16 protein-coding genes and 1 tRNA gene are annotated in these 17,558 nt (G+C 71.4%); 7 read left to right on the forward strand and 10 right to left on the reverse strand.

The annotated features are described in order from the left end of the window. Positions 1–123 precede the first annotated feature (123 nt). The 3 genes from BFF77_RS28905 to BFF77_RS28915 all read right to left on the reverse strand — a co-directional run bounded on the left by BFF77_RS28905 (position 124) and on the right by BFF77_RS28915 (position 2,825). Complete coding sequence (locus BFF77_RS28905) at positions 124–840, reverse strand: nucleotidyltransferase family protein (protein ID WP_066955684.1); 717 nt, start codon at positions 838–840, stop codon at positions 124–126. A gap of 210 nt (positions 841–1,050) precedes the next feature. Beyond that, the gene (locus tag BFF77_RS28910; RefSeq protein ID WP_066955687.1) at positions 1,051–1,473 is read right to left on the reverse strand and encodes a hypothetical protein; all 423 of its coding nucleotides are present in this window, start codon (positions 1,471–1,473) and stop codon (positions 1,051–1,053) included. Between the two features lie 230 nt (positions 1,474–1,703). Continuing rightward, positions 1,704–2,825 carry an ABC transporter ATP-binding protein gene (locus tag BFF77_RS28915; protein WP_066955689.1) on the reverse strand — a complete coding sequence of 374 codons (1,122 nt, stop codon included), beginning with the start codon at positions 2,823–2,825 and terminating at the stop codon, positions 1,704–1,706. Positions 2,826–3,027: 202 nt separating this feature from the next. Here BFF77_RS28915 and BFF77_RS28920 point away from each other — a divergent pair. Together BFF77_RS28920 and BFF77_RS28925 are read left to right on the forward strand one after the other, a co-directional pair. Further along, positions 3,028–3,101: transfer RNA gene (locus BFF77_RS28920), tRNA-Thr, on the forward strand. 590 nt (positions 3,102–3,691) lie between these two features. After that, positions 3,692–4,363 (forward strand): haloacid dehalogenase type II, encoded by a 672-nt coding sequence (locus BFF77_RS28925; RefSeq protein ID WP_066955692.1) that lies wholly within the window; start codon positions 3,692–3,694, stop codon positions 4,361–4,363. 132 nt (positions 4,364–4,495) lie between these two features. On the opposite strand, the gene BFF77_RS28930 is transcribed toward BFF77_RS28925, so the two are convergent. Beyond that, positions 4,496–5,896 (reverse strand): NAD(P)/FAD-dependent oxidoreductase, encoded by a 1,401-nt coding sequence (locus BFF77_RS28930; protein ID WP_066955695.1) that lies wholly within the window; start codon positions 5,894–5,896, stop codon positions 4,496–4,498. Next, positions 5,893–6,549, reverse strand: a complete 657-nt coding sequence (locus tag BFF77_RS28935) for a rhomboid-like protein (RefSeq protein WP_066955698.1) — start codon at positions 6,547–6,549, stop codon at positions 5,893–5,895. The genes BFF77_RS28930 and BFF77_RS28935 overlap by 4 nt, the downstream gene beginning before the upstream one ends. A gap of 34 nt (positions 6,550–6,583) precedes the next feature. Here BFF77_RS28935 and BFF77_RS28940 point away from each other — a divergent pair, with 34 nt between their 5' ends. Both BFF77_RS28940 and BFF77_RS28945 read left to right on the forward strand, forming a co-directional pair. Next, positions 6,584–7,582: an aminoglycoside phosphotransferase family protein gene (locus BFF77_RS28940; protein ID WP_425424438.1), complete on the forward strand. Its 999-nt coding sequence runs from the start codon at positions 6,584–6,586 to the stop codon at positions 7,580–7,582. Between the two features lie 25 nt (positions 7,583–7,607). Continuing rightward, a complete protein-coding gene (locus BFF77_RS28945; protein ID WP_066955703.1) occupies positions 7,608–8,090 on the forward strand; it encodes a GNAT family N-acetyltransferase in 483 nt (160 codons plus the stop codon). Between the two features lie 126 nt (positions 8,091–8,216). Here BFF77_RS28945 and BFF77_RS28950 read toward each other — a convergent pair whose 3' ends face one another. The 3 genes from BFF77_RS28950 to BFF77_RS28960 form a co-directional block, all read right to left on the reverse strand. Next, positions 8,217–9,770 carry an MFS transporter gene (locus tag BFF77_RS28950; protein WP_066955706.1) on the reverse strand — a complete coding sequence of 518 codons (1,554 nt, stop codon included), beginning with the start codon at positions 9,768–9,770 and terminating at the stop codon, positions 8,217–8,219. Positions 9,771–10,210: 440 nt separating this feature from the next. Next, positions 10,211–11,230, reverse strand: a complete 1,020-nt coding sequence (locus BFF77_RS28955; protein WP_066955709.1) for a zinc-binding dehydrogenase — start codon at positions 11,228–11,230, stop codon at positions 10,211–10,213. 129 nt (positions 11,231–11,359) lie between these two features. Beyond that, a complete protein-coding gene (locus BFF77_RS28960; RefSeq protein ID WP_079125584.1) occupies positions 11,360–12,601 on the reverse strand; it encodes an NAD(P)-binding protein in 1,242 nt (413 codons plus the stop codon). Positions 12,602–12,744: 143 nt separating this feature from the next. Here BFF77_RS28960 and BFF77_RS28965 point away from each other — a divergent pair, with 143 nt between their 5' ends. Beyond that, complete coding sequence (locus tag BFF77_RS28965; protein ID WP_066955711.1) at positions 12,745–13,446, forward strand: pentapeptide repeat-containing protein; 702 nt, start codon at positions 12,745–12,747, stop codon at positions 13,444–13,446. 439 nt (positions 13,447–13,885) lie between these two features. Here the strand turns inward: BFF77_RS28965 and BFF77_RS28970 are convergent, their stop codons facing one another. Then, a complete protein-coding gene (locus tag BFF77_RS28970) occupies positions 13,886–14,383 on the reverse strand; it encodes a hypothetical protein (RefSeq protein ID WP_066955714.1) in 498 nt (165 codons plus the stop codon). 158 nt (positions 14,384–14,541) lie between these two features. On the opposite strand from BFF77_RS28970, the gene BFF77_RS37265 reads away from it, so the two are divergent. Continuing rightward, positions 14,542–16,065 (forward strand): M1 family metallopeptidase, encoded by a 1,524-nt coding sequence (locus tag BFF77_RS37265; RefSeq protein ID WP_066955717.1) that lies wholly within the window; start codon positions 14,542–14,544, stop codon positions 16,063–16,065. A gap of 192 nt (positions 16,066–16,257) precedes the next feature. Here BFF77_RS37265 and BFF77_RS28980 read toward each other — a convergent pair whose 3' ends face one another. Then, positions 16,258–16,833, reverse strand: a complete 576-nt coding sequence (locus BFF77_RS28980) for a TerD family protein (RefSeq protein WP_066955721.1) — start codon at positions 16,831–16,833, stop codon at positions 16,258–16,260. A 204-nt stretch (positions 16,834–17,037) separates the two neighbouring features. Here BFF77_RS28980 and arfB point away from each other — a divergent pair, with 204 nt between their 5' ends. Beyond that, positions 17,038–17,469, forward strand: coding sequence for an alternative ribosome rescue aminoacyl-tRNA hydrolase ArfB (arfB, locus tag BFF77_RS28985; RefSeq protein ID WP_066955724.1), 432 nt, complete (start codon positions 17,038–17,040; stop codon positions 17,467–17,469). Positions 17,470–17,558 lie beyond the last annotated feature (89 nt).

The raw sequence follows: 17,558 nt of genomic DNA on the forward strand, positions 1-17,558 counted from the left end.
CGCGTTGCCCCAGGGGCCCGGGGGGCTCGGGCGGCCCGCCGGTCGGTCCGGTCGGTTCTGCCGTGGCGCGCGACGAGGTGACGAGGTGGCTTCAGCCGGTCCTCGGCGCACGCTCCGTCGTATTCAGCGGGGGCCCGACGCCAGTTCCTTGGCCGCCTCCGTGAGGTCCTTCGCCGTGTCGATGGCCCGCCAGTACGCGCCGTGCGGCAGCGGAAAGCCCGCCAGGCTGCGCTCGCGTGCCAGGCGCGGGAATGTCGTGCGCTCGTGGTCGCCGCGTTCCGGCAGCAGTCCGGCGAAGCGCGGGGAGAACACATACACACCCGCGTTGATCAGATAGGGCGACGGAGGCGCCTCGATGAAGTCGAGGACATGGCCGAACTCGTCGGTCTCCACAGCCCCCCACGGGATCCGGGGACGGGCCAGGGCGAGCGTCGCCGTCGCGTCACGCTCGGCGTGGAAGGCGGCCATCTCGCGCAGCGAGAAACGTGTCCAGATGTCGCCATTGGTGGCATACCAAGGCTGCGCGGGGGCAGGAAGTTTGGCGGCGGCGTACTTGAGGCCGCCACCGCGCCCCAGGGGCTCGGGTTCCACCACGGTCGTGACCCGCAGCGGAAGGTCCGCCGAGTCCAACCATTCCTGGAGGACTTCGGCGAGATGCCCGCACGAGATGACGGCGTCGGTCACGCCCTCGGAGGCGAGCCAGGCGAGCTGATGGCCGATGATCGGGGTTCCCGTGCCGGGAATCTCGACCATCGGCTTGGGACGGTCATCGGTGTACGGGCGCAGCCGCGACCCCTGGCCGCCCGCGAGGACCACGGCCTGCGTCGGAAACGTATGCATACGGTGAACGATAGGCGGGGCAGGACGGCCGACGGGCCGCGGCCGACGATCGGCCGACGGCCGGCCGGCGTCCGCCCGGTGTCCGCTCGCTGTCCGGTCGGCACGCGACCGGCTCTCCGCCGTGAACTGCCCGCGCCGGGAGCCTCGTACGGCGAGAGGCTCCCGCGCTCGGTCTTCCCGCGGCGGACTCCCTCCGCGGGTGTTGCGCGGTCAGCTCCCCGCGGCCTGCTGGGACACGCCGTACGCGAACGACGTGTCGCACACGGGCCGGGAGAAGGACTGCGCGCGGGTCGGGCCGTACGTCGCCACGGCCGCGCGGCCCAGGGCCCGGGCGATCGACATGCAGTGCCCGGCGAGCGACGGACGCTCCTCGACCTGTCGCTGAAGGTGCGTCAGGGCGATGCCCGGATCCTTCTCCTGAAGTTCCACGAGAAGCTGCTCGCGCAGAATATCCTGGGGCGTACGGGACTTGGCCCGCACCGAGGCGGTGTCCGAGGAGGCGGTCAGGACCTGCGACTCGGCTGTGCTGGACGCCCACGGAACACGGGCGACCGCGAGGGTCCCGGAGAGCACCAGGACGACGGGCAGTACGAGAGCGAGAGTTCGGCCGATACGGCGGGCTGAGTGCGTCACGCAGGCGAGCGTAGCGGCCGGTGATGATTTGGCGACATTTAGTCACTCTCCCGAGGGATGGTTCGACCGTCCTTTTCGAATTGGGCGTTGACGTGCCCGTCCGAAATGACCTGTGTGCCGGGGTATTTATCGACATGAGCGGCGTGTGGGGCACACGCGGACGGCCCCGCACCGGAGTGCGGGGCCGTCACAGATCAATCGATTCAACCGATTCAACCGATTCAACCGGTTCAGTCGGTCAGGCGCTCGCCCGTGGAGGTCGAGAAGACGTGCGTCTCGCCGGCGCGCGGCACGACGTGCAGCTTGGCGCCCTTCTCCGGCACGGCGCGGCCGTTGACGCGGACGACGATGTCCTTCTTCTCGCTGCCGAGGTCGGCGGTGCCGTACACATAGCCGTCGGCGCCCAGCTCCTCGACGACATTGACGACCACGGCCAGACCGGCCGGCGCCTCCTTGGAGAGCGTGCCGGAGGTGCTGTCCTCGGCGAGGTCGAAGTGCTCGGGGCGGACGCCGACCGTCACGGTCCTGTCGCCCTTGTCCGCGGCGGCGGCGAGCGCCTCACGCGACACCGGCACCACGCTGTTGCCGAACTTCACACCACCGTCGGTGATCGGCACCTCGACCAGGTTCATGGCCGGGGAGCCGATGAAGCCGGCGACGAAGAGGTTGGCCGGCCGGTCGTACATGTTGCGCGGGGAGTCGACCTGCTGGAGCAGCCCGTCCTTGAGGACCGCCACGCGGTCGCCCATGGTCATGGCCTCGACCTGGTCGTGGGTCACGTACACCGTGGTGATGCCGAGACGGCGCTGGAGCGACGCGATCTGCGTACGGGTCGAGACACGGAGCTTGGCGTCCAGGTTCGACAGCGGCTCGTCCATGAGGAACACCTGCGGCTCACGCACGATGGCGCGTCCCATCGCGACACGCTGCCGCTGACCGCCGGAGAGCGCCTTGGGCTTGCGGTCCAGGTACTCGGAGAGGTCGAGGATCTTCGCGGCCTCCTCGACCTTCTTGCGGATGTCCGCCTTGTTCACACCGGCGATCTTGAGCGCGAAGCCCATGTTGTCGGCGACGGACATGTGCGGGTAGAGCGCGTAGTTCTGGAACACCATGGCGATGTCCCGGTCCTTCGGCGGCAGATGCGTGACATCGCGCTCGCCGATACGGATGGCACCCGCGTTGACGTCCTCAAGACCCGCGAGCATGCGCAGGGAGGTCGACTTGCCGCAGCCGGAGGGACCGACGAGGACGAGGAACTCGCCGTCCGCGATCTCGATTTCCAGCTGGTCGACGGCGGGCTTCGTGGAACCCGGGTAGACGCGGGTTGCCTTGTCGAACGAGACAGTAGCCATGACGATGTGTCCCTCCACCGGCAGGAACGTGCCGGACGATCCGAGTAAAGGAATGGTTCCTCCGCCGGAGGGCGAAGGATGGGTCTAGTCCACCTGGTGAACTCCAGGTGACGCTACCCCGCGATTCCGCATCTGTCAGTACTCCGGCCCTCACCAATTCCCTGCCGGGCGGTGATCCAGGGCGGTTACACTGCTCGCGCACGCCTCCTTAGCTCAGTTGGCCAGAGCAACGCACTTGTAATGCGTAGGTCGTCGGTTCGAATCCGACAGGGGGCTCCGTGGAGCCCAGGCCGGAGTCGTCTCCGACCTGGGCTTTTCGCTGTTCTGTGACCTTGGGGCCGGATGTGCGGGGGTGTGCTTCGGCGGTGGTCCGCGGGGGCGTGCCGTCGTCGGGCGGGCGTCAACGGGCCTTCGGGCGCTGGGCCGTTCCCGCGATGCGTCGCCGGGTGCGTCGTGCGGTGGGCGGCGGTGGGCCGCGGTGAGCGGGCGGGGTGTGCGAGGGCGTCCTGCCTGTGGCCGGACTGAGGGTGACGTTCACCACATGGTCGGCGCGGCGGCGCGTCACACCGTGCGGGCCGAGCCGGTCGACGGGATGAGATGGCTCAACGGGATGGGACGACATTCAAACGTCAGCCCCGTCCCGGCAACTCGACCGGCCCAGCCGGAGGGGTGACACGGGACGAAGGCGCGTGGCGCTTCCGCGCAGCGGCCCCCCGTCGCCCCGCTCGCGTCCCATACTGTCGGGGCCGTCGATGATCTTCGCCGGGGAATTCTGGAAGGCCCGCCGTTCCGAGGCACCCGGACAGGCCCCGCACGGCTGTGGCGGCGGCCCCGTTCTCCCCCCACCGATGAGCGAAAGGTCCGTCATGCCTGAGCGGCCGATCGTGGTCTTCGACGTCAACGAGACCCTGCTCGACCTGAACGCGCTCCGCCCCACCTTCGACAGGATCTTCGGCGACCCCGCCGCCCTGCGCCTGTGGTTCACCAACCTGATCACCTACTCCGAGGCGCTCACGCTCAGCGGGGTGTACGTGCCGTTCACCGACATCGGCGGTGCCGTACTCCGGATGCTGGCCGCCACACGCGGCATCACGGTCAGTGACGCCGACAGTGCCGAGCTCACGGACCGGTTCGCCGGTATGCCGCCTCATCCCGAGGTCCCGGCGGCCCTGCGCCGGCTCCGCGACCACGGCTTCCGGCTGTTCACCCTCACGGACAACACGCTGGAGATCTCCGGGCGGCAGCTGGAGCGGGCGGGGCTGACCGATCTGTTCGAGCGCCGCTTCAGCGTCGAGACCGTACGGCGCCACAAACCGGCGCCTGAGGGCTACCGGTCGGTGGCCGCCGCGATCGAGGCCGATCCCGGGGACATCTGCCTGATCGCGTGCCATGTCTGGGACACGATCGGCGCCGCGTCGGCCGGCTGGCGGACCGCGCTCATCCTTCGCGAGGGCAACGCGCCACTCGACGTCGGCCCGCAGCCGGACCGCGTCGGGCAGGACCTCGACGCGATCGCCGACCAGCTGATCGAGAGGTAGCTCGGCAGGGCGCCGGGGGCCCGGACCGGGTGCGTGCCACCGCGACCGCCGCTCAGGCGGGGGAGCGTGCGGGACGCGGGGGACGCCAGGACGTGGGGACGCGAGGGGCGCGGCGGGTGCGGGAGGACGCGGTCAGCGGCCTGAGACGCGGTTGGCCGCGCGGGCCATGGGGTGGGTGGTGGCGGCGGTGGCGGTCGACTCCTTGGCGTCGGCGGTGCGGTAGGCCGCGTACAGGGCGTGGACGCCCAGCCAGCGGAAGGGCTCGGGCTCCCACTTGCGCACCCGGTGGTCGACCCAGGGCAGGGTGGTCAGTTCGGTGGGGCCCGACTGGCCCGAGTCCAGCTGGATCAGGTCGCGCAGCGTGCGGGCGGCGAGGTTGGTGGTGGCGACGCCCGAGCCGACGTAGCCGCCCGCCCAGCCCAGGCCGGTGGTGCGGTCGAGGGTGACGGTGGCGCACCAGTCGCGCGGGACACCGAGGACGCCGGACCAGGCGTGGTCGATCCGGGCGTCCGCGGTGGCGGGGAAGAAGCGGACGAGGATCTCGCGGAGCGCCTCGACGGTGGCGGTCGGGATGCGGGCGGTGTCCGAGAGGCGCGCGGCTCGGGAGCCGTAGCGGTACGGGTGGCCACGGCCGCCGAGGGCGATCCGGTCGTCGGCGGTGCGCTGGGCGTACATATAGGCGTGTGCCATGTCGCCGAGGGTCTCGCGGCCGTCCCAGCCGATGGTGTCCCAGATCTCGGCGGGCAGTGGTTCGGTGGCGATCATCGAGGAGTTCATGGGCAGCCAGGTGCGCCGGGCGCCCTTCAGGTTCGCGGTGAAGCCCTCGGTGCAGCGGAGGATGTAGGGCGCGCGGACGGTGCCGTACGGCGTGAGCGCCTGCTTGGGCCGGATCTCGGTGACGGGCGTCGACTCGTGGATGGTGACGCCGAGCGCTTCGACGGCCGCGGCGAGACCTTTGACCAGTTTCACGGGATGGAGCCGGGCGCCGTGCGGTGTCCAGGTGGAGCCGAGGGCTCCGGTGACGCGGATACGGTCGGCGGTCTCCTGTGCGCCGTGGAGTGTGCGGTCGGTCTCGCCGAAGGCGGTCTCCGCGGTGTGGAAGTCCTTGAGGCGGGCGAGCTGGGCGGGTGTGCGGGCGATTTCGAGGACGCCGCCCCGGTGGATGTCGGCGTCGATGTGCTCCTCCGCCGCGACGCGTACGACCTCGGCGACGGTGTCGTTCATGGCGTGCTGGAGGCGTACGGCGGCGTCGTGGCCGTGGAGTTCGGCGTAGCGGTCGCGGCCCGCGATGCCGTTGTAGAGCCAGCCGCCGTTACGGCCGGAGGCGCCGTAACCGCAGAACTTCGCTTCCAGGACGGTGATGTCGAGGAAGGGCGCCGCCTTCTTGAGGTAGTAGGCCGTCCAGAGGCCGGTGTAGCCGCCGCCGACGATACAGACGTCGGCGGTCGCGTCGCCGGGGAGCGGTTCGCGTGGGGCCGGGATGCCGTCCTGGACATACCAGAAGGAGATACCGCCGTTGTCTGCGCTGGTCATGAGGGTGTTCGTACACCGATGCTCGTACGTTTGTCCAGGTATCGACGGGGACGGCGGGCACGCGTCAGGGGGTAGCAGGCGAGCCCGATGAGGACCGAGGCGAGATGGCCGAGGTCGGTGAAGGTACGGCCGGTGATCAGCGGCACGCCGTAGAAGATCAGGACGGCGGCGAGATAGGGCAGATGCCAGGGGAGCGGTACGCGGTAGGTGAGGACCCCGGCGATTCCGGCGAGCGCGTAGCTGACTCCGACGTCCAGGGTGTTGGCGGCGGACTGCGGGGCGTGCCCGTGGTGGATGGCCCAGCCGAGGACGCCCTCGCTGACGAGGGTGGCGCCGATATGGGCGAGCGCGGCCACGGAGAGCCAGCGCGGGGTGCCGAGCCAGTGTTCGGCGGGCGCGTGGAAGACGGTGTAGAGCACGGCGTACGGGAGCCATGTACCGCCGTCGATCCAGAAGGCGCTGGCGATGAGCACACGGACGGGATCGGTGGACAGCTCATGGATGTTGGTGGAGCGCTGGAGCAGGAATTCCCTCTCGAACTGGGGCGACATCTGATGGAGGGCGACGGTGGTGACGAAGAGGGCGGCCAGCCAGAGATAGGTGCCGGGGGCGCTCGTGATCCAGGTGCGGACCGTGTGGAGAATGCGGCGCATGGGCCGATTCACGCACGGCCGTAGGATCGTGGGCGTGATTGACATTCCGGTGGAGCTGGCGGAAACACAGTCGAAGTTTCTGGGCGAGGCCGGTCGTGCGTTCATCGCGGCGCTGCCGGGCCGGGCGGCGGATTTTCTGGAGCGCTGGGAGCTGCGCCGTACCGGTCCTTCGATGTACGGCATGTGTGCGCTGGTGCTGCCGGTGGAGTGCGCGGACGGTACGGCGGCGGTGCTGAAGCTTCAGCATCTCGACGAGGAGTCGGCCGGGGAGCCGGTGGCGCTGCGGGTGTGGGACGGCGACGGCGCGGTGCGGCTGCTGCGGTACGACGGGGAGACGGGCACGCTGCTGCTGGAGCGGCTGCGTGCCCGGGATCTGAGCGGTGTGCCGTCGGGTGAGGCGGTCCGGGTTCTGGCGGAGCTGCTGGCGCGGCTGACCGAGGCGCGGGCGCCGGCCGGTCTGCGCTCGCTGGGCGATGTCGCGGCGCGGATGCTGCGCGAGGTGGCGGGGCCGGAGCGGGCGGTGACGGACTCGCGGGCTGCCCCGCCGGCCGATCCGCCGGCCGGTTCGCCGGTCCACCGGACGGGCGGCCCGCTCGTTGATCCGTCCTCTGCCGTGCCTGGTGCCTCGCTCGTCGACGCGCTCACCGACGACAGCGAGCGGCGCCTGCTGCGGGACTGCGCGGCGGCGATGCGCGAGGTGGCGGCCGAGCCGGGGGACCGGCTGCTGCACTGGGATCTGCACTACGAGAACGTCCTGGCCGGTGACCGCGAACCATGGCTGGCGATCGATCCGACGCCGCTGGCGGGCGACCCTGGCTTCGAGCTGCTGCCCGCGCTGGACAACCGCTTCGACGCGTCGCGGACGCTGTGGCGCTTCGATCTGATGACGGAGGTGCTGGGGCTGGACCGGGAGCGGGCCCGCGCCTGGACGCTGGGGCGGGTCCTCCAGAACTCCCTGTGGCACATCAAGGACGGCGAGTGCGCGCTCGATTCCGATCAGGTGTCCATTGCTCGGTCACTGCTGGCACGGTGAGCGGCCGAGAGGGCAGGCTGCGGTCATGATTCGTGATGCCACTGCCGCCGATGTCCCGGTGATCCACGAGATGATCCGGGAACTGGCGGAGTACGAGAAGTGCCTGGACGAGGCGAAGGCGACCGAGGAGCAGCTCCACGAGGCGCTGTTCGGCGAGCGGCCCGCGGCGTTCGCGCATGTCGCGGAGTCGGACGAGGACGGCGAGCCGGTGGGCTTCGCGCTCTGGTTCCTGAACTTCTCGACGTGGCGCGGCGTGCACGGGGTGTATCTGGAGGACCTGTACGTACGTCCCGACCGGCGCGGCGCCGGGCACGGGAAGGCGCTGCTGACGGAGCTGGCGCGGATCTGCGTGGAGCGCGGCTACGAGCGCCTGGAGTGGTCGGTCCTCGACTGGAACGAGCCGTCGATCGCCTTCTACCGGTCCCTGGGCGCGCAGCCGCAGGACGGCTGGACGGTGTACCGCCTGGCGGACGACGCGCTCACCGGGCTGGGGACGGCGCCGGAGTAGGCGGGCCCCAGGGCGGGCCGGGCGCCCGGCCCGGACCGCCCAAGGCGGGCGGAGGGGCCCTGTCCGGTGCACAAGGGGTGCACAGAGGGTGGGCGGTGGTCGGGGAGCAGGACGGGCGGGCCGTGGTCAGGTGGTGCCGGTGGTCGTCGCCGCCGCCTCGCGGTTGCGCGGTGAGTCGCCCGTGACGACGAGCGCGGCCACGACCGCCGCCGCCAGCAGGATGACCGCCGCCCAGGCGATGGCGACGGTGAAGCCGTGGACCGTGCCGGTGTTCACGATCTCCGTCCTCTCGGCCGGGGTGAGTCCGCCCTTCTTCTCCGCCGCCGCGAGATGGGCCGCGAGGTAGGCGCTCGTGGTGGTTGTCGCGACGGTGTTGAGGAGGGCCGTACCGATGGAGCCGCCGACCTGCTGCGCGGTGTTGACGGTCGCCGAGGTGACACCGGAGTCCCTGGCCGGTACGCCCGAGGTGCCGGTGGCGATGGCGGGCATGAAGGTGAGCCCGAGGCCGAGACCCAGCAGCACGGTGCCGGGCAGGATGTGCGCCGGATAGCTGGAGTGGGGGTCGATGAAGGTCAGCGAGTACAGCCCGCCCGCGCCGAGCAGCAGTCCGGGTACGAGCAGAAACCGTGGCGGCACGTACGGCAGCAGTCTGGCGGAGATCTGGGTGGAGCCGACGACGATCGAGGCGGTCAGCGGCAGAAAGGCGAGCCCGGTCCGCAAGGGCGTGTAGCCGAGGATGTTCTGCAGGAAGTACGTCATGAACAGGAACGCCCCGAACAGCCCGACGGTCGTCAGGCACATGATGAGCATCGATCCGCCGCGATTGCGGTCGCGGACGATACGCAGAGGCAGCAGTGGCCCGCTGGAACGGTTCTGCCACCACACGAAGACGCACAGCAGCGCCACGCCGCCCAGCAGCAGGCCCAGCACGAGCGGCGCGCTCCAGCCCTTGGCCTCGGCCTCGCCGAGTCCGTAGACGAGGGCGACGAGACCGCCGCAGCCGAGCACGACGCCCGGGATGTCGAGATGCGCCCCCTGCGCGCCACGGGTGCCGGCCCGGTCGCCGAGCAGGGTGAACGCGCCGACCACGGCGACGGCGGCGATCGGGACGTTGACGTACAGACACCACCGCCAGCTCAGATACTCGGTGAGAACGCCGCCGACGAGCAGGCCGATCGCGGATCCCGCGCCCGCGATGGCGCTGAAGACACCGAAGGCCTTGGCCCGCTCGGTGCCGCTGGTGAAGGTGGTGGTGAGCAGGGAGAGCGCGGACGGCGCGAGGAGCGCGGCGAAGGCGCCCTGGAGCGCGCGGGCGAGGAAGAGCATCTCGGGGCCGGTGGACGCGCCGCCGATCGCGGAGGCCGCGGCGAATCCGATCAGGCCGACGACGAAGGTGCGTTTACGGCCGACGAGGTCGGCGATCCGGCCGCCGAGGAGCAGCAGCCCGCCGAAGGCCAGGGTGTAGGCGGTGATCACCCACTGCCGGTTTCCGTTGGTCAGGCCGAGTTCGCGCTGGGCCGAGGGCAGGGCGATGTTCACGATGGTGGCGTCGAGTACGACCATGAGCTGGGCTGTCGCGATGACGGCCAGGGCCCACCAGCGGTGGGTGTCGACCTCGGTGCCGGGCTCCGGGCCGGGCCGGGGGCCGGGGCGGCTGTCCGAGTTCGCCGGGTCGCTCATCCCAGGTCTTCCCTCGCGTCTTCCGTCGTACGGGTCCCATGGATCTGGATCTGGATCTGCTGGGTCTGCTGGATCTGTGCCGGGCGCGGTCGGCCCGCCGCGGTGGTCGGCTCTTCGCCGGATCTCTGGACAGAACACCATGGATCGGGTGGTTCCGCTTCTCGCGGCCGGGGAACACGGCCGTTGCCGTACCGGCGCCGGACCCCCGTCCTGGCGCCGGTACGGAGCTCGGCCTCCGGGGCCGCGGGCCACGGGCCGGAGTCCCGGCTACGGGCCCCGGCCTGCGAGCCGCGGGCCGCGAGGCTTGCGGGCGCGGGCACGGGCTCCGAGGCTCTCGGTCGCGCGGGCCACGCCCTGGCCACGGCCTGGCTGCGGGCTGTGGGCTTACGCGCCGTCGGCTCTCGGCCGCGGGCTCCCGGGTACGGCTCCGGGCGCTGTGGCTACGGCTCCAGGACGACCTTTCCCATCGTGCGGCGCGTCTCCAGCGCCCGGTGCGCGCGTGCCGCCTCGGCGAGCGGGAAGCGCTGTACGGCGGGGCGCAGCCGTCCGGCCGCGGCCTCGGCGAGCGAGCGCTCCTCCAGCACGCGGATGTCGCCGCCCGCCTTCTGGAGCATCACCGGGCCGAGGACGGACTCGGAGCTGATTCCGCGCTCCGCCAGTTCCTCGTCCGTGAAGGTCAGCGGCGCTCCGTCGCGCGGGCCCGCCCCCGACCAGCCGAAGACGATGTGCCGGCCGCCCTTGGCGAGGAGATCGACGGCGGCCAGGCCCGTGGCGCCGCCGACGGAGTCGAAGACGACGGTCGCGCCACGGCCGCCGTGCCGCTCGCGCAGATGGTCGCGGACCTGTGCGGGCCAGTCGGGCAGGGTGTAGTCGACGGCGAGGTCGGCGCCGTTCGCGGCGGTGCGGGCGACCTTGGCCGGGCCGCCCGCGAGGCCGACGACGGTGGCGCCGGCGTTCTTCGCGTACTGGACGAGCAGGGTGCCGATCCCGCCTGCCGACGCCGGTACGAGCACGATGTCGTCAGGGCCGAGTCCGTCGGTGAACTGGAGGATGCCCATGGCCGTACGGCCCGTACCGATCATGGCGACCGCCTCGGCCTCGTCGAGCCCGGCCGGGATCTCGTGCAGCCGGGCGGTGTCGGTGACGGCGAGTTCCGCGTAACCGCCGGGCACCATGCCCAGGTGTGCGACGACCCGCTTGCCGAGCCAGCGGGCGGGCACGCCCTCGCCCAGCGACTCGACGGTGCCGGCGACCTCGCGGCCCGGGACGGTGGGCAGTTCGGCGGTGCCGGGCCGCGGGCCCGGGCCCGGCATGCCCTCGCGCAGCGCGGTGTCGAGGAGATGGACGCCGGCCGCCGCGACGGCGATCCGGACCTGGCCGGGGCCGGGCACGGGGTCCTCGGTCCGCTCGTACGTGAGGTTCTCTGCGGGGCCGAAGGCGTGGAGGCGGACGGCGTGCATGGCGGGCTCCCTGAAGGTTCGTCCGGTTCATCCGGATGCGCCGATCGGCGGTGCGGGCGAGGGCGCGGTTGAGTGTGCGGGTGCGGGTGCGGGGCGTGCTCGTACGGTCGTGGGAGCAAGCGTCCGACCTCAAGCGCGCTTGAGGTCAAGGCCCGCCGGATCGGCGGTACCGCCGGGACGCGACGGACGCGACGGCCGTGATCCGGCGGCCTCTTCCGCCTGCTTCAGCCGCCGCACGGCCAGCGAGGCCGCCTCGATTCCGCTGTTGAACGACACCTCCGAGAGCACACCCGGCGCCGCCACCTCGTCGCCCGCGAGATACACGCCGTCGCCACGGTCGATACGGGGCCGGTCCCGCCAGGTGGTGCCCGGCGGGTCGACGGCGCCGGTACGGCCGGTCGCGAGGGAGTCGCGCCGCCACAGCGTGCGTGCGCGCCAGCCGGGAAAGCCCAGGTCGAGCAGGTGCTCGGCCCGCGCGACCCCGTCCGCGCGGGACTCGCCGGGACCGACCGGGACCTGCCCTTGGACGAGCTGTTCGCCGGCCGGTGCGAGGGACGGGTCCTGCGCGGTGAACCGTTCGAGCCAGCCGGGAGCGTCGAGGTCCGAGACGACGAACGCGTCGCCACGGCGCCCCCGGACCGCGATGTCGAGCAGCGCGGTACGGCCTCCCGTCCAGCGCAGCCCGTCGTCCTTGAGGAGCCGGCGCGCCGCGCTCATGGAGGTGGCCACGATCACAGGGCCGTCCTCGGGCACGGTGTCGATCCGTACCGCCGTCTCGATCCGTACGCCCAGGTTCCACGCGTACCCGGCCATACGGTCGATCAGCTCGCCCCAGCCGCCGGTCGGATACCGGGCCTCGGGCGGCAGCGCGGCGGCGCGCCGCAGACGCTCCTGGACGAAGGCGGCGGAGAGCGAGCCCGGGTCGTGATGGAAGAGGGCCACGGCGGCGAAGTGCGCGGCGGCGCGGGCGGCGGCGGGCCCCGCGAGTGCGGTGGCCCAGGTCATGAAGTCGGTGTCCACCGGTGCGTGTTCGGCCTTGCGCCGGGCGAGCCGGAGCAGACCGAGCGGCGGGGTCGCGCGCAGGGATCCGCCGTGGTGGAAGCGGAAACGGGCGCCTTCGCGCGCGGGCGGGCTCGCCAGGGGACCGAGCAGACCGCGCTGCTTCAGCCATGCCCAGTGCGGTCCCCGGCGGTAGAGGGCGTGCGGCCCTTCGTTGGTGCGGTACGCGCCTTCGGCGGTACGGGCCCGGCCGCCGAGCGTGTGGTGGGCCTCCCAGAGGGTGACGGCCGCGCCCGACTCGGCGCCGGTGATCGCGGCGGTGAGTCCGGCGAGGCCACCACCCACGACGGTGATGCGGTTCCTGGGATTCATACGGGTGTCCCTTCACTCACTTGCTCACGCGCACTTGCCTGCTCTCGCGCCTGTCGCTGTGCTCGCTCTCACCGGTGTGACGGATACCGGACAGCTCGTTGTGACATCGGCGTGTTGTCAGTGCCGTACGTCACCATGGGGACATGGCGCGGAAGACGACGAAGAGCGGTGCGGGCGGTGCGGGCGCGGGTTCGGCGGTGCGGGTGGAGGCGAGGCGGGCGGAGGTGCGGCTGCCGCCGCTGAGTCCGTACGGCGGCGGGCTGGAGCCGGACGGCGATTACGACGGCCTGGAGTTCAAGGACCTCGTGCTGACGGGGCAGGAGGGGCCGGGAGCCCGGTTCATCGACTGCGCGCTGCGGGAGTGCGTTCTCGACGAGACGGCCCTCGGGCGCGCACGGTTCATCGATTCCGTGCTGAGCGGTGTCCGGGGAGTGGGCACGGACCTGGCGGGCGCGTCACTGCGCGATGTGGAGGTGGTGGACGCGCGGCTGGGCGGAGTGCAGCTCCATGGCGCGGTGCTGGAGCGGGTGCTGTTCCGGGGCGGGAAGATCGACTACGCGAATCTGCGGAAGGCCCGGCTGAAGGACGTGGTCTTCGAGAGCTGCGTCCTGTCCGAGGCGGACTTCGGGGAGGCGGAGCTGGAGCGGGTGGAGTTCCGGGACTGTGTGCTCAGGCGGGCGGATCTGAGCGGCGCGCGGCTGAAGGACGTCGATCTGCGCACGGTCGCGGAGCTGGACATCGCGCGCGGCCTGGACCGGCTGGCGGGAGCGGTGATCAGCTCGGCGCAACTGCTGCACCTGGCACCGGCGTTCGCGGCGCAGATAGGCGTGCGGGTGGAGGACTGACGCGGGGATCGGCAGGCGGGCGGACCGAAGGGCCTCGCGACCGGGTCGAAAGGCACGGGAGGCGGGGCGTACGGGCCTGGCGGGACTCCCGGAACAGGCCCTGGCCCGCACGGCGGACGAGGCTTCGGGATGTCCTGGGACCTCATCGAGACCCCACCGGGACCCCACCGGGACCTCGCCGGAACAGACCGGAGGCCCCGGCCTGGGGGGAGTGGACCGGGGCCTGCGTGGTGCGCCGGGGGCACGCCTTCTGTGTGGGGGGAGGAAACGGTCGCCCGTTCCCGGCGGTGCCCCGGCATCCGACGTCTGCCCGGAGCTGCGGGATGTACTCCTGCCCGCGTGGAAAACGATGCGAGGGCTCTGTGCGGACGATGTGACCGTGCCGGGAAGGCGTCGCCGCACGGCCCGACGTTCCCCGGGCCGGGGGCGTTGTGGCCGGTCAGACGCGGGGGAAGCGGGACTGGAGGTCCCAGATGATCGGGTTGTCGGCCAGGCCCTCGTGCATGTCGGCGAGATCCGCGATCAGATCGTGCAGGAAGTCACGGGCCTCACGGCGCAGGAGACGGTGGCTGAAGGTCAGCGGGGGTTCGTCGGCCGGCATCCAGTCGGCCTCCACATCGACCCAGCCGAAGCGCCGCTGGAAGAGCATGCGGTCGGCCGACTCGGTGAAGTCCAGCTCGGCGTGCTGCGGCCTGGCCGCACGGCTGCCGCGCGGATCGCGGTCGAGCTGCTCGACGATGTCGCACAGCGCCCACGCGAAGTCGAGCACCGGCACCCATCCCCAGGCGGTGGACAGCTCCCGGTCCGCCTTGGCGTCCGCGAGATAGACGTCCCCGCAGAACAGGTCGTGCCGCAGCGCCTGGACATCCGCACGCCGGTAGTCGGTCTGCGGGGGATCGGGAAAGCGGCGGGAGAGGGAGTAACCGATGTCGAGCACGGCCCCGATGGTGTCATGGCCCCGGCCGACGGACTCCCGGGGTGGCCGCTCGCACGTTCCTGCGCTCCGGCACCGCGCCCAGTGTGAAAACGTCACCGCTCACACGGGGTCCGAGCTCGACACCGGCGAGTTCTGACGGGGGGACCTACGATCATGGGGTGGACAAGCGTCTGGCCCTTCCTCTCTCCCTTCTTGTTCTCACCGGCTGCGCCGGTTGCTCCGGCGACGGCGCCGTGCGCGGGCGGCCCGGGGCCGCGGGTGTGCGGGATCCGTATTTCGCGCGGCTCGGCAATGGCGGCTATGACGTTCAGCACTACGGTCTGACTCTCGACTACGCCCCCGCCACCGGACGGCTCGAAGGAACCGCGGAGATCACCGCCCGCGCCACCCAGGATCTCAGCGCCTTCAATCTCGATTTCGCGGGGATGAAGGTCGATTCGGTGACCGTCGACGGCGAGAGGGCCGCGCTCCACCGCGCCGGTACGGAACTCACGCTCCGGCCGCACGATGTCGTCGGCCACGGGGACACCTTCCGTACGGTCGTTCACTACTCCGGCCTACCGCGGCGCATCACGGATCCCGACGAGTCGGAGGAGGGATGGCTCAGATCGGGGGAGCGCGCGGTGGGGCTGGGGGAGCCGACCGGCTCGATGGCGTGGTTCCCGGGCAATCACCACCCGAGCGACAAGGCGTCGTACGACATCCGGATCACCGTGCCCGAGGGGGTGAAGGCCGTCTCCAACGGTGAGCTGAGGAGCGAGCGCACGACGGCCGGCCGTACCTCCTTCGACTGGCACTCCGCGCAGCCGATGGCCAGCTATCTGGCCACGGTCGCCATCGGTCCCTACAAGACGGAGACGGGGGAGCGGGCGGAGGAGAAACCGGCGAAGAAGGCGGTGGAGACGCCCGGCAAGACGCCCGGCAAGACGCCAGGGGAGACGGACAGGACGCCGGGGAGGACAGAGGGGAAGACGGCAGGGAAGACAGCGGACAAGGCGGACGCAGGCGCCGCCACGGTGGGCGCCCTGCCCATCTACTCCGCCGTCGATCCGTCCGTCGCCGCCGACAGCGCGCGGCTCCTCGCCGAGCTTCCCGGGATCATCACCTGGCAGGAGAAGACCTTCGGGCCGTATCCCTTCTCCTCCACCGGAGTGATCATCGGACGGAAGGGCGATTCCCAGTACGCCCTGGAGACCCAGAACAGGCCCTTCCTCCCCGGTCCCACCAGCGTCGCGACACTCGTGCACGAACTGGCCCACCAGTGGTTCGGGAACTCCGTCACCCCCAAGTCATGGCGCGACATGTGGCTCAACGAAGGCTTCGCGGAGTACACCGAGTGGCTCTGGACGGAGCACACCGAACGGGTGCCGGTGCGGCAGAGCTTCGAGGAGGCGTACGAGGACGACGACAACTGGGCGTTCCCGCCCGCCAAGCCGCCCTCCGCCGCGAACATCTCCGACGCGCCGGTGTACGGGCGCGGCGCCATGGTCGTCCAGCAGGTACGGGAGGCCGTGGGCGACGCGTCCTTCTTCCGGATCGTGCGCGGCTGGCTGGAGACGTACCGTCACGGCAACGCCGACACCCATGACTTCACGACCTATGTGGAGCGGGAGGCGGGCCGTGACCTCAGCGGTATCTGGGACACCTGGCTGTACGGCGACGAGAGGCCGCCGCTGGACTGAAGGGGCCGGCGGGCCGGCGTCTGTCCCGCTCGGCCGGGCGCCCCGCTCAGCAGCCTGTCCCGCTCAGCTGCCTGCCCCGCCCGGCAGGCAGTCCCGCCCGGCCGAATGCCCCGGCTCGGCAGCGAACGGCCCGCCCCGGCCGAACGCCCCCGCGGGAAATCCCGCGAGGGCGTTCGGGCGGATGCTTCCGGGTCAGAGGTTGACGCCGAAGTCCGTGGCGATGCCGACCAGGCCCGAGGCATAGCCCTGGCCGACCGCGCGGAACTTCCACTCCGCGCCGTTGCGGTACAGCTCGCCGAAGACCATCGCGGTCTCGGTGGCGGCGTCCTCGCTCAGGTCGTAGCGGGCGATCTCGGCGCCGCCGGCCTGGTTGACGATGCGGATGTACGCGTTCCGCACCTGGCCGAAGTTCTGGCTGCGGGTCTCGGCGTCGTAGATGGAGACCGGGAAGACGATCTTGTCGACATCGGCCGGCAGACCCGCCAGGTTGACGTTGATCGCCTCGTCGTCGCCCTCGCCCGCGCCCGTGCGGTTGTCACCGGTGTGGACGATCGTCTGGTCCGGCGTCGACTTGTTGTTGAAGAAGACGAAGTGGCCGTCGGAGACGACCTTGCCGCCGCCGTTCACCGCGATGGCCGAGGCGTCGAGGTCGAAGTCGGTGCCGGTGGTGGTGCGGACGTCCCAGCCGAGGCCGACCGTGACGGCGGTCAGGCCCGGTGCCTCCTTGGTGAGGGAGACGTTGCCGCCTTTGGACAGGCTTACAGCCATGGGGATGTCCCTTTCGTTGTCGTGTGCGGACTTCGGGTCGTCCCGAAGTTACCGTCACCCGGCATAACGCGGGCGAGGGACCGGGAGGTTCCGTACCTCTTTACTTTCTTTACCCGGACGGCGGGCGCGGGAGCGCGGGCGACGGGCGGGAGCGGCGGGGAAAAGAGGGTGACGCGAGGGCGGGGCGCACGGGACCATGGAGGCATGTCCGGACCTCCTTATGTCATCCGCGGTTCGGTCTCCCTGCCGGAGGCCGAACTGATGTGGCGTTTCTCGCGCTCGTCGGGGCCGGGCGGTCAGCATGTCAACACCAGCGACTCCCAGGTCGAGTTGCGCTTCGATCTCGCGAAGACGGAGGCGCTGCCGCAGGTCTGGAAGGACCGTGCCCTGGAGCGGCTCGCGAACCGGCTGGTGGGCGGCGTGATCTCCGTACGCGCCTCGGAGTACCGCTCGCAGTGGCGCAACCGGGAGACGGCGGCGGTACGGCTCGCGGCCCTGCTGGCCGAGGCGACGGCTCCGCCGCCACGGGCCCGCAGGAAGACCAAGATCCCGCGCGGTATCAACGAGCGCAGACTCCGGGAGAAGAAGCAGCGCGCGGAGACGAAACGCGGCCGCACGGGCCGCGACTGGACCTAGGCCCTGTCCGGCCGGTCTTCGCGGGCCCGGAACGCCTGGCACGGCACCTCGCCGCGTTGTCGGAGTCGCCCGAGTACGGCCGGGCCGTC

The sequence above is a fragment of the Streptomyces lushanensis genome (assembly GCF_001700515.1).
GTDB lineage: Bacteria > Actinomycetota > Actinomycetes > Streptomycetales > Streptomycetaceae > Streptomyces > Streptomyces lushanensis.

Excerpts from the sequence above, each read along its gene's own strand:
- BFF77_RS28980 (WP_066955721.1), bottom strand. The coding sequence starts at position 16,833 with ATGGCTGTAAGCCTGTCCAAAGGCGGCAACGTCTCCCTCACCAAGGAG.
- BFF77_RS28960 (WP_079125584.1), bottom strand. The coding sequence starts at position 12,601 with ATGAATCCCAGGAACCGCATCACCGTCGTGGGTGGTGGCCTCGCCGGA.
- BFF77_RS28925 (WP_066955692.1), top strand. The coding sequence starts at position 3,692 with ATGCCTGAGCGGCCGATCGTGGTCTTCGACGTCAACGAGACCCTGCTC.
- BFF77_RS28915 (WP_066955689.1), bottom strand. The coding sequence starts at position 2,825 with ATGGCTACTGTCTCGTTCGACAAGGCAACCCGCGTCTACCCGGGTTCC.
- BFF77_RS28930 (WP_066955695.1), bottom strand. The coding sequence starts at position 5,896 with ATGACCAGCGCAGACAACGGCGGTATCTCCTTCTGGTATGTCCAGGAC.
- BFF77_RS28950 (WP_066955706.1), bottom strand. The coding sequence starts at position 9,770 with ATGAGCGACCCGGCGAACTCGGACAGCCGCCCCGGCCCCCGGCCCGGC.
- BFF77_RS28945 (WP_066955703.1), top strand. The coding sequence starts at position 7,608 with ATGATTCGTGATGCCACTGCCGCCGATGTCCCGGTGATCCACGAGATG.
- BFF77_RS28965 (WP_066955711.1), top strand. The coding sequence starts at position 12,745 with ATGGCGCGGAAGACGACGAAGAGCGGTGCGGGCGGTGCGGGCGCGGGT.
- BFF77_RS28935 (WP_066955698.1), bottom strand. The coding sequence starts at position 6,549 with ATGCGCCGCATTCTCCACACGGTCCGCACCTGGATCACGAGCGCCCCC.
- BFF77_RS28905 (WP_066955684.1), bottom strand. The coding sequence starts at position 840 with ATGCATACGTTTCCGACGCAGGCCGTGGTCCTCGCGGGCGGCCAGGGG.
- BFF77_RS28955 (WP_066955709.1), bottom strand. The coding sequence starts at position 11,230 with ATGCACGCCGTCCGCCTCCACGCCTTCGGCCCCGCAGAGAACCTCACG.
- arfB (WP_066955724.1), top strand. The coding sequence starts at position 17,038 with ATGTCCGGACCTCCTTATGTCATCCGCGGTTCGGTCTCCCTGCCGGAG.